The organism is Pseudoalteromonas sp. D15MCD-2 (assembly GCF_038562745.1).
In the GTDB taxonomy this organism is placed as follows: domain Bacteria; phylum Pseudomonadota; class Gammaproteobacteria; order Enterobacterales; family Alteromonadaceae; genus Pseudoalteromonas.
Window position 1 is genome coordinate 84572 of record NZ_JBCFQE010000002.1, and the last position, 14084, is coordinate 98655.

Sequence of the window (14084 nt, forward strand, 5' to 3'; positions counted from 1 at the left end):
ATTTTGATAAATAGCAATTAGATCACTGATAATTCTACAGCAATGTTACCACGCGTTGCGTTTGAGTATGGGCATACTTCGTGCGCTTTATTAACCAGTGCAAGAGCAGTGTCTTTATCAAGATCACCTACCGATACCGCAAGCTTAACAGCAATACCAAAACCACCTTCGATAGGACCAATTGATACTTCAGAGTTAATGTGAGTATCTGCAGGTAATTTAACTTTTGCTTGGCCAGCCACTAACTTTAATGCACCGATAAAACAAGCCGCGTAACCTGCTGCAAATAATTGCTCAGGGTTTGTACCTTGACCATCATCACCACCTAACCCTTTAGGAGTTGATAGTGCCACATCTAAACGACCATCATCTGATTTTGCTGTGCCTTCACGGCCACCTGTTGCTGTTGCTTTTGCTGTGTATGCGACGCTTTGTAGTTCTTTCATGATTACTCTCCTAATTGAGTGAAAATATACTTTGCATGCAAAATATATTAGACCAGCTTTTTCGGGATTGCAAATACTTTGTATGCAAATTAAAATACACGTATTGAATTTTGAGGATCGAGTATGAAATACCCACAGCTAAAATTAGATAACCAGCTATGCCATCGCTTATATATGGCATCGAATGGGATTGCCCGTGCGTATAGAGATTCTCTTAATCAATTAGATTTAACCTACCCGCAATACGTAGTGATGATGGCGCTGTGGGAAAAAGATCAGATCAGCATTGCTGAATTACTTGAAAAAACCGCCATTGATGGTGGTGCAATGACGCAAATTTTGAAAAAAATGAGCGATAAAGCATTGTTGTCGATCACCAAAGATAGCCAAGATAAACGCAAACGACTCGTGCAGCTCGAAGCCAAAGGCAAGGCGATGCAAGATCAAGCTGCCGATATACCGTCGCAAATTCGTTGTCGCTTCCCAAGCATTAACGAACAACAAGCACTGCAACTGATTGAGTTACTCGATTTAGTAAATAGTGACCTTAATTAACAAAAATTATTTGAAAGTGAATTTGGATAATACCAACTTGCTTAATAAAGTGGGCTTTTTGAGGCAAGAAAACCTCGTTGATAACAAGGCAAAAATTTCGTTATTTAGTTGTTCTAAATGAGAAATTTTTAACGCTGGTAGCGACAGGTTTGCTCCCTCAAAATGATTACGTATTATTGCGAGCTGGTATCTAAACCTCTTTTTAATATAATTCTATACGCTATAGTGTTCAAAACTCATCAATACGGACACCATCATGAAAGCATTTGGATACACTACAGCAACCCCAACGTTATCGGACTCATCATTACAAGCGATTGAATTACCTGATCCCGTTGCGACAGGTCACGACATTCTTGTCGCCGTAGAAGCAATTTCAGTAAACCCTGTTGATACTAAAATTCGCGCCAATGTGTCACCAGGCAATGGCTACAAAGTTATTGGCTGGGACGCCGTGGGAACCGTTAAAGCTGTTGGCGACAAAGTTTCGTTATTTAATGTCGGTGATCGTGTGTTTTATGCTGGCGACTTAACGCGCCAAGGCAGTAATGCTGAGCTGCAACTTGTTGATGAACGCATTGTCGGTCTTGCACCAACAAGCCTCAGTAATAGTGAAGCAGCCGCCCTGCCATTAACCAGTATTACGGCATGGGAGTTATTGTTTGACCGCTTACAGATTGAAAAATCTAAAAGCAATAAGCCAGCCTCTGTATTAGTGATAGGTGCCGCAGGTGGTGTAGGCTCAATTTTAGTGCAGCTTGCCAAACAGCTTACCAATTTAACAGTTGTTGGTACCGCCGCACGAGAAGAAAGCGCCAACTGGCTTAAAGACTTAGGTGTTGATCATGTGCTTGATCATAGCAAAAACCTTAACGAGCAACGTCTTGCGGCCGATCTGAATGAATTTGATTACGTAGTGAGCTTAACGCACACCGACCAACACCTTGATAGCATTATGGAAGTGATCAAGCCACAAGGTAAATTGGCACTGATCGACGACCCTGCAAGCTTTGATATTTTAAAGTTAAAGCGTAAAAGTATTTCGTTGCATTGGGAGTTTATGTATACCCGCTCAATGTTCCAAACCGATGATATGATTGCCCAGCATCAGCTTCTTTCTGAGCTCTCGACCTTAGTTGATAACGGCACAATCAAAACAACATTGGGTGAGCATTTAGGTAAAATAAACGTAGCAAACCTTATTAAAGCCCATGGGATTTTAGAATCTCATAAAGCTCGCGGAAAGCTTGTGTTGGAGGGGTTTGAGTGACGAGGAATGAATTAGTTTCGAGTTACGAGGGGAAAGTTAGCGAGAGTAAAGTTACGAGATGTGACTATGTAGCAGCGATTTCACATCGCGTTTTATTCTCGTATCTCTCCTACCTCACCAATATCGCGGCATAAAGCCGCTGCTACGAAAAACGGGATACGAGAGTAAAGAAGCGAGAAGCGAGAAGCGAGGGACGAGAAGCGAGGGGCGAGCAAGTAGCAGCGATTTTACATCGCGTACTTCCTTGCTCAACAATAAAAACACGCATCATTAAAGTGCATTCTACGCTTGCCTTTCACTATTTTAGTGCCAGTTTTTGGGGACGCCCTTACCGCTGAATATTAACCAATTGATTTTTAATGTATTTAATTTTAATAAAGGTTTGGCACAGATCTTCCAATAGTGAGTATGAACTGGCACTAACAAGGAGACTAACGTGACTAACTTCTTTCACACTCTTTATCTACTTTGGCGATTAGACATCAGCACATGGCATATGCATGAAGCAAACGATCCGCATAATGTGGCTGATTTGGAGCGTCGCTATGTTAAATAATGACCCCGCATTTATTGAAGCGCTTAAAAAAATTTCGGTTCACCAACTGACAATCACCGAAGCGTCTGAGCAGTACGACATTCCTAAGCGTGTGTTATATAAAGCCGCACGACAGCAACAAGTTAAACAGAACAAACAAAAAGCGTATTTAATTGCCACTCAGAAGCGCCTTCAACAAAGTCTACGTAATGTAGAAATGGAGTTAGCTAGCTTCAGCTAAATAACTCCTGTATGGTTAAAATACACGCACAATAATGATGGATTAAGTATGCACGCAGTAGAAGTAAACTTTGATGGCTTAGTGGGGCCTACTCACAATTACGCGGGATTATCGTATGGCAATGTCGCTTCACTAAGTCACGCCTCTTCGCATTCCAACCCTAAAGAGGCCGTGCTTCAAGGCCTTGAAAAAATGAAGGCAATGCACGAATTAGGGCTAGAACAAGGTATTTTTGCACCTCATGCTCGCCCCGACATTAATGTGCTAAAGCGTTTAGGCTTCTCAGGCAGTGATAGCCAAATTATTGAAAAAGCATTTAAAGCAGACCCTATTTTACTGCGAGCTTGTTATAGTGCATCGGCCATGTGGACAGCCAATGCTGGCACTATCTCGCCTTCAGTCGATACGCTTGATGGCAAAGTGCACTTTACAGCTGCTAACTTAAATAACAAATTTCACCGCTCGCTAGAGCCCGTTACAACTACGGCTTTATTAAAAGCCATGTTTAACGATGAGCGTTACTTTAGCCATCATACGCACTTACCTGATCAAGGCTTTTTTGGTGATGAAGGCGCCGCAAACCATAATCGATTATGCGACAGCCATGCAGATACAGGGCTTGAGATCTTTGTTTATGGGGCAAGTAGCTTTAATAGCGCCTTACCAAAACCCGTTAAATTTCCTGCAAGACAATCTCTTGAAGCTTCGCAAGCAATTGCCCGTCTACATCAGCTAAAGCCAGAAAATCAGTTATTTATTCAACAAAATCCTGATGTGATAGACCAAGGTGTCTTCCATAACGATGTAATCGCTGTAGCCAATGGCAATGTACTTTTATGCCACGAACAAGCGTTTTTACATCAAGCTGATACGCTAAAACAGATTAAACAAGCTTACTTAGGTAACAAGCCACTCCATATTATTGAAGTGCCAACCAACAAAGTGAGCATTACTGATGCTGTAGGCAGCTATTTATTTAATAGCCAATTAATTACCTTAAGTGATGACAGAATGATGCTGGTTGCACCTAAAGAGTGTCAGCGTAATCAAGCTGTTCACGATTACATTCAAGAAATGATTTTGGCTGATAACCCAGTTCAGCAAGTGCGCTTTTTTGACTTGCGCCAAAGCATGCAAAATGGCGGTGGCCCTGCTTGTTTACGCTTGCGTGTAGCGCTCAATACTGACGAACTAGCCGCAGTCAATCCGGGTGTACGATTCAGCGAAGAAAAATATAACCAATTAGTAAGTTGGGCGAATAAGCATTACCGTGACTCTTTAAGTAGTGACGACTTTGCCGATCCAATGCTTTTAACCGAAAGCTACCAGGCACTTGATGAGTTAACCAGCTTACTTAACTTAGGCTCTGTGTATCCATTTCAACAAGAATAAATAATGAAAATTAAAGCTGTACACTCTATTAAAGGGGTGTCTAAATCACTCAATAGTTTACTGATTGATAGCGTTGCCAGTGGCGCATCAATCGGCTTTATTGCCCCGCTATCATTACAGTCAGCACATGACTACTGGCAAGGAGTCGATGGGGATTTAGCAACGCCTTACCGTAGGCTTTATCTTGCCCTTGATGGTGATACGGTGATTGGCTCAGTGCAGCTTTCTTTGTGCGCTAAAGCCAATGGCACTCACCGCGGCGAGGTTGAAAAGCTCATGGTGCACAGCGAACATCAAGGTAAAGGAATAGCAAAACAATTGATGAATAACCTAGAAACCGACGCCCGTATCTTAGGTGTTCAATTATTAATTCTTGATACCCGCCAAGGCGACACTGCTTCATATTTGTATCGCAAACTCGATTATATTGAAGCTGGCACGATTCCTGGTTTTGCGAAAAGCTCATCCGGTGAATTTGACGCAACGGTGTATTTTTATAAGCAGGTCGCCTAGATCTGCTTTTTATAGCCAATTGATATAATCATAAAGTCGACTAATAAAAATCTATAAACGTACTAAACTAGTACTGCGGATTTTATTAGGAGCGATAAATGGCGCTATCAATACAGCAACGGGTACTCTTTCTAGCCCTACTTCCCCCCCTACTCATTGCAATTATGCTGACACTCTACAACTATGTGCAATCAAAACACAGTGGTGCACAAACCGTTGAAAGTTTTGCCACACAAATGGAAAACGACCGAAAAGCAGAAGTTAGTAACTATCAAAAAATTGCCATGAGTTCGATTGCTCATCTCATCGCACAAGATGATGGCTCTAATACTGAACAGCTACAAAACCAAGCAAAAAGCATTTTGCGTAATTTGCGTTTTGATGATGCTGGCGATACAGGCTATGTGTTTGTATATGATGTAAAAGGTGTCAACATTGCTCATGGCGTTAACGCCTCACTTGAGGGTAAAAACCTTTATGATTTTAAAGATCCTAATGGGGTTTATCTGATACGAGAGCTGATTGATGCTGCGAAGAAAGGCGGTGGCTATGTGCAGTATTCTTGGAAAAATACCAATGGCAGTGTAAACCCTAAACTCGGTTTTGCCGCTTTGCTACCAAAATGGAACTGGGTGCTAGGAACCGGTTTTTGGATCAGTGGCCTTGAGCAACAAGTTGCAGTGACAGAGCAACGTGTTAATGAAGGTATCGATAATGCCTTTATAAACACCGTCATCGCTTCAATATTCGCAGTTGCAATTACCGCAGCGATTGCAGTGGTGGTATCGCGCAGTATTACTAGCCCTCTGCACACAACCGTACTAGCAATGAACGATATATCACAAGGTGATGGCGATTTAACCCAACGTTTAATGGTGAAACGAGACGATGAACTCGGCAAGCTTGGCAGTTCGTTTAACCGTTTTGCCGATGACGTTGGTAAGATGGTTATTGATATTCGCCAATCATCGCAATCGATGAATCAAGCGTCACACAAACTCAACGAGCTACTTGCCAATATGCACGCAGGTATTAATCGTCAACATGAAGAAAGTGAACAAGTTGCAACCGCAATAAACGAAATGTCGGCAGCGTCAATGGAAGTTGCCCGCAGTGCTCAAGAGGCCTCAACCGCTGCTGAACATGCCGATCATTTAGTAAAACAAGCTAACAACCAATTACTCATTGCCATGAAAGTGATTAATGGCCTTGCCAAACAAGTTGATGAAGGGGCTAATGCGGTCGATCAGCTTAATCAACAATCGAGTCAAATTGGTAGTGTGCTTGATGTGATCAGAAACATTGCCGAGCAAACAAATCTACTGGCACTGAACGCAGCTATTGAATCTGCCCGAGCTGGTGAAGCGGGTCGTGGCTTTGCGGTGGTGGCTGATGAAGTGCGAACTCTAGCAAAACGCACGCAAGATAGTACTCATGAAATAGAGGCAATGATTGAGCAAGTACAGCAAGGAACAACAACTGTAAATAGCATTATGCAGTCAATCAAATCTGGCAGTGCAACCAGTGTTAATGAGGCAGGCGAAGTCGAAAAAGCGCTTAATGAAGTACTGCTTTCGGTTAACACCATCACATCACAAAATGCACAAATTGCCACAGCCGCTGAAGAGCAAACGTCAGTGTCTGAAGCCATTAATCAAAACATGACGACCATTGTCGATATTGCTAACAAAACCGCTAATGATACCGATGTAGCCACATCGTACATGCATGAACTAACAGACACGGCAACGCAGTTAGAACAAAATGTAAGCCGTTATAAAACCTAATAACTGATTGATGGTTAGGCAGGCATTGCAGCCTGCTTAACAAAAATCATTGGTCTTTTGTAAGTTCTTTAGCCAATCGAACAAATCATTATCGTAGCGCTTAAGACGCTGTTGTTGCTTATCGCTGAGACTGTAAAACGGTGCAATGCAGATATATTTTTCACCCATAATAAGTACTAACCGTAAACCAAAAAATGAGTAATGGTGAATAAACTGCACTTGTCTTGCATGCATATGGCGGCATTGCCCAAATATATTACGGTAATGCACACCATGACGACACACCGTCAAATTACGCTTTGAATTAAACACCAACAGAGCAATTAGTAAAGAAACAGTACACAGTAAAAAACTAAAAAGTAGATTACCTACCTCCGATTTACTACTCATAAAGCCAATCAATAAGAGCACATTAAGTGCACTTAATAACGCCCAGCTCATAAGCTCAAAGCGCTTTTCCAAGTCAATAACCTTCATTTTCGTTCCTAGGTTCTTATTTATTGCCATGGTGTCAGCAAAATGTGGAAGAAAAATGGATTTGCTTAAAAAGCACGCTAAATTTGCATTTATATTTTGTCGTGGCTTTCAGCTTGTTACATAAAAGGTACAAAGGTGTTAATCGAAACTTATTATTAGCAATTCAAGTTACATTAAGTTTTAGTTATTACACTATTAGTAAATTTTTAGAACACAAAGGGAAGAAATGATGAACTTTAAAACTACATTACTTAGCAGCGCCGTTTTATTTGCACTTGTTGGTTGTGGCTCAGATGACGACAAGAACGACTCGGTTGATCCTCAGCCGCAAACTGCACAGTTCACATTAGGTGTGTCTGATGCACCAGTGACAGGTTTAAAAGCTGTTAATGTTGTGTTTGATTCAATCACATTGAAAACCCAAGGTGGTGAAGAGTTCACTTTTGAGACCCGTGAAGATGATGATGAAACCATGCCTGAAATGGTTAACCTATTAGACTACACAGGTGATGATGTGTTTTCTTTATTAGAAGATGAAGAAGTAGCTGCTGGCGAATATCAATGGATCCGTGCAGATGTTATCAATGGTGACACAAACGATTTAACCATGACTTCGCATGTTGTTTACGAAGATGACAGCATTGCACCACTGGTTGTTAAACGTAAAGGCAACGATGGTATCGGTGAAATCCAACTTGATGGCTTTACCCTTAACCAAGCTGGTAACGACTTTGTTATTGAATTTGACCTTAAAAAGTCACTAGTTGATCCACAAAATAGTGATGAGATCTTCTTAAAACCACGCGGTGTTCGCTTAGAAAACCTTGCTGAATCTGAAGATATCGAAGGCACTGTAAGCGATGTACTTATCGCTAACTGTGAAACTGATAATATCGATATCGCACTAGAAGATGGCTCATTCGGTCATGCTGTTTACCTATACAGCAGCGATGTTGAAATGCCAATGGACAACTATGAAGTTAACGAAGACGAAACACCATTAGATGCACCTCTTGCAACGGCGGATGTTGTTTTCGATAGCGAAGATAACCAATACGAATTTGAACTTGCGTTCATTCAACCGGGTGACTACCAACTTGCTTATACCTGTGCAGCGCATATCGATGACGTTGAAACGCAAGACGAAGCATTTACGCTTTATCAAGTAAAACCAATTACAGTAACATCGGGTGAAGACTTAGACGTGTCTTTCACTGTTTCTGAATAATATTGGAATCAATACCCCCATTAAAAAGCCCGCACTGCGGGCTTTTTGTTGTTTAGAGTGTGTCGTAACGAATAATTACTTCAGATATTTGATCCACCACTTTATCTGCACCGGTTTTAATGTCTTCCATGATCATGCTGACTTCTTCAACATTTTGCTGAGACTCACCAGACAGAGCTTCGATTTCTTCGATAAGAGCCGTCATTTTTGCTGCGATTTCTTGCGTCTTTCCAATCAGGCCTGATATTTCACTGGTCGACACAGAAGTACGTTGCGATAAATTTCTTACTTCATCGGCAACCACCGCAAAGCCACGACCATGCTCCCCGGCTCTGGCAGCTTCAATCGCTGCATTTAAGGCGAGTAAGTTTGTTTGCTCTGCGATGCTATTAATGGTGGTTACAATTTCACCTATTTGTGATGACTGCTGCGCTAACACATCCGACAGTTCACGAGTTTGATGAACCTGCTCGCTCACTTTTTTTGATGACGCAACACTACTTAAAATTCGCTGCTGACCATTCGTCACAACTTGCGAGGTCTCTTCAGACGTGTGGCCGGCATTTTCTGCTGCATGTTTAACTTCTTCGGTGCTGTTAACTCTGGCGGTGACATCAGATGCAAACTTAATGATCTGCGTCACTTTACCCTGTTTATTAAAAATAGGGTTGTAGGTTGCTTCTAAATAAAGTGGGCTGCCATCACGTTTTTTACGAGAAAATTGCCCAGAGAAAATGCGCCCGTTTGCAAGATCTTGCCAAAAGTTGGGGTTCTTTTGATAAAAGTCGTCATAACAAAACAGTTTGTGATGCTGACCTTGAATTTCAGCAAGACTGTAACCTACAACATTTAAGAAATTATCATTCGCAGAAATAATATGACCATCCGGCGTAAAGCGGATCATCGCAGTGCTTTTATTAACGGCATCATAGATTGCCGACATCTCATCAAGTTTTTCGACTTCTTTAGTAATTTCTGAAGCGAACTTAATTGCACAGCGCACCTTGCCATCATCACCGCGAACAGGAAAATAGGTTGCACGCAGCCAAATATCTTCGCCGGCACCATTTATGCGCGAGAAAACCCCCGACTTTGCTTGGCCTCTAGCAATATCTTGCCAAAACGTTTGATACTCTTTTGAGCTGCTATATTCAGGCGCACAAAACTTACTATGATGCTGACCAATAATATCGCCAGCTTGCACTTTCATTGTTTTACAAAACAAATCATTGGCTTCGAGAACAGTTCCATCTGGTGTAAATTCGATATAAGCAATATTTTCTCTGATCCCAGCTAAATATTGCTGACTTTTATCAACATCATGCTGCAAGGCATCAATGAGTTGATCTTTATTTTTACTAAACCACATTGAAACACCAGTTATTAGGGTCGTTAAATAAATATTAGCTCAGTAGCATAAGAAATAGAATTACAAAATGGTTCTTTTTTCTTAATGATTAACAGGTTAACCAACTGCCTGTTCTTACACTAAAGCGCTTTCTTCTTAAACATTGAGCAAATATATAATATTATAAGCCTTACCCAAACAGCCTAGGCTTTGTTATGACATCGCGTATTCTCAAATCAATTTTTTACTCATCTTTTCTATTAGGCTCTGCCGTATTTTTGCAAGGCTGCCAAGAACAGCCTCAATCAGATCAAATCGCCGTCACTGGCGGGCTTATCCAAGGGCAAAAAGAAGGGCGTTTTATTGCCTATAAAGGCATTCCGTATGCTGCAGCTCCGGTGGGAGAGTTACGCTGGCGAGCACCAGAGCCTGTTCCTAAGTGGCAAGATGTAAAAGTACTTAACGATTACGCGCCTGACTGTATGCAAAAGCCGTTTGCAGCCGACGCTGCACCGCTTACAACAACTCCTTCGGAAGATTGCCTTTATTTAAATGTATTTAAACCCACTAAACACAGCGATACCCCTTACCCTGTTGTGGTATGGATACACGGTGGTGGCTTTGTAAATGGTGGTGCATCACCCGCAGTTTACTCTGGTGAAAGTTTTGCTAAACAAGGGGTTATTTTTGTTAGCTTTAATTATCGCCTAGGCCGATTTGGCTTTTTTGCGCACCCTGCTCTTAGTCGTTTTGAGAACGATGCGCTTGGCAACTACGCTTTAATGGATCAAATTGCGGCCCTTGAATGGGTTAAACAAAATATTGCTCAATTTGGTGGTGATGCTGCAAAAGTGACACTCATGGGTGAATCTGCAGGAGGCGCATCGGTACATGCGATGATGCAAACACCTGCTGCTAATGGCTTATTCCAGCAAGCGATTATTATGTCAGCGGGCGGACGAGAGCTTTTTAAGCAGTTGCCTCTAACTAGTGATGATGACACCGTATTAAGTGCCGAAAAAATTGGCGAAAACTTTGCCAAACAACACACCATTTTAGGCAGTGATGAAAATGCCCTTGCTGCACTACGTGAGTTATCTGCCGAAGACGTGGTTGATGACCTAAATCTGAGCACATTAAACCGACAAAATGATGTTGAACCTACGTACGTTGGCGGGCCAATTATTGATGGCACCATCATCAATTCGGCGACAGAAGCGCGCTTGAGTAAAGGCACGTTTAGCCATGTTGCGACCATGGTCGGTACAACAGATATGGATTTAGGCTTTGCTAATTTTGCTTCTAAAGAGGCGCTATTCGCAAGTTTTGCTCCGCACAGTACACAAGCAAAAATGACTTACGATGCAAGCGGCGAAACGCCATTGCCTTTACTCAATTACCAAGTTGGGCAAGATGCTTTGATGCAAGAGCCAGCAAGGTTCGTTGCAAAACGTGTGACAGATATGGGTAACAATGCCTTTTTATATCGTTTTGGTTATGTGGCGCAAACTTTAGATAAACCCGGTGCAGAGCACGCCAGCGAAATTCCGTACTTTTTTAATACTGTGGCAGCGAAATATGGCCATGTAACCACTGAGCAAGATAAGCAAGCCTCTAAAATAATGCACCGTTATGTGACGAATTTTATTAAATTAGGCACACCAAATGGCCCGGGTTTACCGACTTGGCAAGCATATAAAAATGATGAATCTTTTATACTGAAAATGAGTAAATCAGGGACTGCAGAGTTTTTACCGGATCCCTTACAAGCTCGGTTAAACATCACAGAAACAAAAGCTGAAAAGTAATCAAATAAGGCGCTTAATATAAGCGCCTTATTTTTACCCTTGCTGCTGAACATACTCAAGCGCTGTCATTTTGTGGTATGTCACATTAGGATGAAATACATGAGTAGGATCCGGGTCAACCACCTCAATTGGCGTGCCTTGGCTACGTGCAATATCGAGTGCCATTTGCGTTATATTGACACTAAAAGAGGTGCCGATAAAGACGATTTTATCAGCATCGAGCATACGCTGTTGCGCCTCTGAAATTCGATAAAGTTCAGTGTAGTATTCGTCAAATAACAGCACGTAAGGCTTAAACGATTCGTTAAGCTTGGGGCTTTCATTATCAATATTAAAAACCTCGAGCAGTGAGTTGTGGAGGTTGTCTTCGTTGACTTTGTCCCACGGCGCGTTAAAAGCCATCACATCGTCACCTTGATGGTGAAACAGTGTCATTTGATCTAAGCGACCATGAATAGCAATAAAATCGGTGTTACCTGCTTTACCATCAAGGCCATCGATATTTTGCGTAATGAGATTTTTATCACTCAACCAATGATGCACTTGATTGGGACCGTGATGGCGATAGGTTGCAAAACGATGATAATACCAAGCTAAAAATTCGCGGGGATTATTTTCGTACATAGCACGTGTTGCCATTTCCATCGGCGTATAATTTTTGCTGCCAATGGTCCAATAACCATCTTCGCCACGAAAGGTCGGTATACCGCTAGCGGCACTCACACCTGCCCCAGTAATATAGAGTGTATTCATAGAGATAACTTTACCTTGTAACCAAGTGCATCGGCTGTCACTTGTTGATTATTATCCATACCACCAAGACGATACAAACTTCCTTGGTGCTCTAATAAACCTCGATGATCCATGCTCGCGGTATCGGCCTTTGGCATTAAATGCCACGTGTTTTTATCAACATCAAAGCGCCAAACATGATCACTCGCTGGCGCTGGTTTACCATCGTACCCCATACCGTTGTAGTTATATGGGTTATCAGAGCCGCCCATCATATAAATGTCGCCATTAAAACTGGTTGCTGCCATACGGTAATGGGCAACACCTGTTGGGTGTGGCACGGTACGCCAATCTATCTTTAATGGGTTATTTGCATCAATCGTACCTTTTAAACACTGTGCAACCGCAGCGAAAGAACGACGTTTATCAGCATTCGCCTGTGTTTTAACGCCATCACACACCAATATAGTGTTCCCACTAATTGCCGCCGCTTGGCCAAACACCGGTTGACCTAAAAATGGCGAAGCCTGTTGCCAAGTATCTGTATGCGTATCATACACTTGTACAAGGTTTACATTCCCATCATTATGCCAACCACTGACTAAATAGATATAACGCTGCTGGTACGAAAGCGCCACACTGTCATCCACCGGCACAGGCATATTGGCCAGTTGCGTATATGAATTAGAGAGCACATCATAGCGATATACATCGGGTGTAGAGATTTCTTGATGATCGGCGCTAACGGTATACCCACCAAATACATAGGCATGCTTACCCACACCCACTGCGGTACTCGCCAAACGGCCAGTAAGGGGCAACGTACTTGGTACGGCTTTAGCTGCTTGCCACGCCTTATCGCCCACTTTAAGGACCCACACTTTATTGTGAACATCTGTATGTGCTTTGCCTGAGCTCAAGCCCATAAAACTTAAAAAGTAGGCTTGTTCATCAATAACAACTTTGGCAACAGCATTGTTCGCGACGGGTTCAGGTAAGGCAGGTATGGTTGCAAGTGCAATAGAAAATAACAGGCTCATAAATTAAATAGGTAACTTAACACATAGTTTAAGAATACCATTTTATGAGCCTGAAGAAAGGCTCGCTATTAGTAAGCAATACTAATACGTTGATTTAAATGAGCGGCCGATTGTGCTTCATCAAGCATCGCTTTAGCATAATCAGTGACTGATATTTTGCTTTCGCCTTTTGCATCAGTAAAGAAGCTGTCGCCACCAACACGGTACGGGCCTTCTGACTCACCAGGGTAAATGACCGCAGCTGGTGATACAAAAGTCCAAGCTGTATCTACTTTTGAGGCTCTAAACACATCAAGTGCCTCACCTTGAGCTATGGCTTCTGCTTTGTATTCAGTAGGAAAATCTGGACTTGATACCAGTGTTACACCGGGTGCGACTTCTAAGCTACCTGCACCGCCCACCCATAAAATACGTGTGTTAGTACCTGCAAGTGCGTTTAGTAATTGTTTTGCTGTATTTGCCACAATTTCATGGTTACCTAAAGCACGACCACCAATTGCAGCAATAACAACATCACTACCTGCAGCTGCAGTTGCGATATCGTCTTTAGTTAAATCAAATTCAGTCACAGTAACGTTATCTTGGGTTACTTTACTTGCGTCTCTAACTAATGCATTTACTTGATGACCACGTGCGATTGCTTCTGAAGTAATGTGGCTGCCAATCCAACCTGTTGCGCCAATAACTGCTAATTTCATGAGGAATTCTCCGT

The 14084-nt window shown here is 42.2% G+C and carries 14 protein-coding genes; 8 read left to right on the top strand and 6 right to left on the bottom strand.

Features of this window, described 5'->3' with window-relative positions; all coding sequences use genetic code 11:
• Positions 1 to 17 precede the first annotated feature (17 nt).
• Positions 18 to 446 (bottom strand): organic hydroperoxide resistance protein, encoded by a 429-nt coding sequence (locus AADY36_RS17105; RefSeq protein ID WP_054562552.1) that lies wholly within the window; start codon positions 444 to 446, stop codon positions 18 to 20.
• Between the two features lie 123 nt (positions 447 to 569).
• On the opposite strand from AADY36_RS17105, the gene AADY36_RS17110 reads away from it, so the two are divergent.
• The 6 genes from AADY36_RS17110 (at position 570) to AADY36_RS17135 (ending at position 6739) form a co-directional block, all read left to right on the top strand.
• Positions 570 to 1001 (top strand): MarR family winged helix-turn-helix transcriptional regulator, encoded by a 432-nt coding sequence (locus AADY36_RS17110; RefSeq protein ID WP_055197371.1) that lies wholly within the window; start codon positions 570 to 572, stop codon positions 999 to 1001.
• Positions 1002 to 1257: 256 nt separating this feature from the next.
• Positions 1258 to 2271: a zinc-binding alcohol dehydrogenase family protein gene (locus AADY36_RS17115; protein WP_342409319.1), complete on the top strand. Its 1014-nt coding sequence runs from the start codon at positions 1258 to 1260 to the stop codon at positions 2269 to 2271.
• A 545-nt stretch (positions 2272 to 2816) separates the two neighbouring features.
• Entirely contained in the window at positions 2817 to 3047 is a 231-nt protein-coding gene (locus AADY36_RS17120; protein WP_054562555.1) for a helix-turn-helix domain-containing protein, read from the top strand.
• A gap of 48 nt (positions 3048 to 3095) precedes the next feature.
• On the top strand, positions 3096 to 4439 hold the full coding sequence (astB, locus tag AADY36_RS17125; RefSeq protein WP_342409320.1) for an N-succinylarginine dihydrolase: 1344 nt from the start codon (positions 3096 to 3098) through the stop codon (positions 4437 to 4439).
• Positions 4440 to 4442: 3 nt separating this feature from the next.
• Positions 4443 to 4952 carry a GNAT family N-acetyltransferase gene (locus AADY36_RS17130; protein WP_342409321.1) on the top strand — a complete coding sequence of 170 codons (510 nt, stop codon included), beginning with the start codon at positions 4443 to 4445 and terminating at the stop codon, positions 4950 to 4952.
• A gap of 98 nt (positions 4953 to 5050) precedes the next feature.
• Positions 5051 to 6739, top strand: a complete 1689-nt coding sequence (locus AADY36_RS17135) for a methyl-accepting chemotaxis protein (RefSeq protein WP_285221033.1) — start codon at positions 5051 to 5053, stop codon at positions 6737 to 6739.
• 36 nt (positions 6740 to 6775) lie between these two features.
• On the opposite strand, the gene AADY36_RS17140 is transcribed toward AADY36_RS17135, so the two are convergent.
• Complete coding sequence (locus tag AADY36_RS17140; RefSeq protein WP_055021594.1) at positions 6776 to 7216, bottom strand: hypothetical protein; 441 nt, start codon at positions 7214 to 7216, stop codon at positions 6776 to 6778.
• Positions 7217 to 7445: 229 nt separating this feature from the next.
• Between AADY36_RS17140 and AADY36_RS17145 the strand changes: the two genes are divergently transcribed.
• Positions 7446 to 8444: a DUF4382 domain-containing protein gene (locus AADY36_RS17145; RefSeq protein ID WP_239963833.1), complete on the top strand. Its 999-nt coding sequence runs from the start codon at positions 7446 to 7448 to the stop codon at positions 8442 to 8444.
• Between the two features lie 52 nt (positions 8445 to 8496).
• Here the strand turns inward: AADY36_RS17145 and AADY36_RS17150 are convergent, their stop codons facing one another.
• A complete protein-coding gene (locus AADY36_RS17150; RefSeq protein WP_055021591.1) occupies positions 8497 to 9813 on the bottom strand; it encodes a methyl-accepting chemotaxis protein in 1317 nt (438 codons plus the stop codon).
• Positions 9814 to 10007: 194 nt separating this feature from the next.
• Between AADY36_RS17150 and AADY36_RS17155 the strand changes: the two genes are divergently transcribed.
• Positions 10008 to 11600 (top strand): carboxylesterase/lipase family protein, encoded by a 1593-nt coding sequence (locus AADY36_RS17155; protein ID WP_342409322.1) that lies wholly within the window; start codon positions 10008 to 10010, stop codon positions 11598 to 11600.
• A gap of 33 nt (positions 11601 to 11633) precedes the next feature.
• Here AADY36_RS17155 and AADY36_RS17160 read toward each other — a convergent pair whose 3' ends face one another.
• The 3 genes from AADY36_RS17160 to AADY36_RS17170 form a co-directional block, all read right to left on the bottom strand.
• A complete protein-coding gene (locus tag AADY36_RS17160; protein ID WP_054562563.1) occupies positions 11634 to 12353 on the bottom strand; it encodes an SIR2 family NAD-dependent protein deacylase in 720 nt (239 codons plus the stop codon).
• Positions 12350 to 13372 carry a Kelch repeat-containing protein gene (locus tag AADY36_RS17165; protein WP_055021589.1) on the bottom strand — a complete coding sequence of 341 codons (1023 nt, stop codon included), beginning with the start codon at positions 13370 to 13372 and terminating at the stop codon, positions 12350 to 12352. The genes AADY36_RS17160 and AADY36_RS17165 overlap by 4 nt, the downstream gene beginning before the upstream one ends.
• 68 nt (positions 13373 to 13440) lie before the next feature.
• A complete protein-coding gene (locus AADY36_RS17170; protein ID WP_054562565.1) occupies positions 13441 to 14070 on the bottom strand; it encodes an NAD(P)-dependent oxidoreductase in 630 nt (209 codons plus the stop codon).
• Positions 14071 to 14084 lie beyond the last annotated feature (14 nt).

What these genes read in the sequence shown, in the direction of transcription:
- AADY36_RS17105 (WP_054562552.1), bottom strand. Translation starts at nt 446, where the DNA reads ATGAAAGAACTACAAAGCGTCGCATACACAGCAAAAGCAACAGCAACA.
- AADY36_RS17110 (WP_055197371.1), top strand. Translation starts at nt 570, where the DNA reads ATGAAATACCCACAGCTAAAATTAGATAACCAGCTATGCCATCGCTTA.
- AADY36_RS17115 (WP_342409319.1), top strand. Translation starts at nt 1,258, where the DNA reads ATGAAAGCATTTGGATACACTACAGCAACCCCAACGTTATCGGACTCA.
- AADY36_RS17120 (WP_054562555.1), top strand. Translation starts at nt 2,817, where the DNA reads ATGTTAAATAATGACCCCGCATTTATTGAAGCGCTTAAAAAAATTTCG.
- astB (WP_342409320.1), top strand. Translation starts at nt 3,096, where the DNA reads ATGCACGCAGTAGAAGTAAACTTTGATGGCTTAGTGGGGCCTACTCAC.
- AADY36_RS17130 (WP_342409321.1), top strand. Translation starts at nt 4,443, where the DNA reads ATGAAAATTAAAGCTGTACACTCTATTAAAGGGGTGTCTAAATCACTC.
- AADY36_RS17135 (WP_285221033.1), top strand. Translation starts at nt 5,051, where the DNA reads ATGGCGCTATCAATACAGCAACGGGTACTCTTTCTAGCCCTACTTCCC.
- AADY36_RS17140 (WP_055021594.1), bottom strand. Translation starts at nt 7,216, where the DNA reads ATGAAGGTTATTGACTTGGAAAAGCGCTTTGAGCTTATGAGCTGGGCG.
- AADY36_RS17145 (WP_239963833.1), top strand. Translation starts at nt 7,446, where the DNA reads ATGAACTTTAAAACTACATTACTTAGCAGCGCCGTTTTATTTGCACTT.
- AADY36_RS17150 (WP_055021591.1), bottom strand. Translation starts at nt 9,813, where the DNA reads ATGTGGTTTAGTAAAAATAAAGATCAACTCATTGATGCCTTGCAGCAT.
- AADY36_RS17155 (WP_342409322.1), top strand. Translation starts at nt 10,008, where the DNA reads ATGACATCGCGTATTCTCAAATCAATTTTTTACTCATCTTTTCTATTA.
- AADY36_RS17160 (WP_054562563.1), bottom strand. Translation starts at nt 12,353, where the DNA reads ATGAATACACTCTATATTACTGGGGCAGGTGTGAGTGCCGCTAGCGGT.
- AADY36_RS17165 (WP_055021589.1), bottom strand. Translation starts at nt 13,372, where the DNA reads ATGAGCCTGTTATTTTCTATTGCACTTGCAACCATACCTGCCTTACCT.
- AADY36_RS17170 (WP_054562565.1), bottom strand. Translation starts at nt 14,070, where the DNA reads ATGAAATTAGCAGTTATTGGCGCAACAGGTTGGATTGGCAGCCACATT.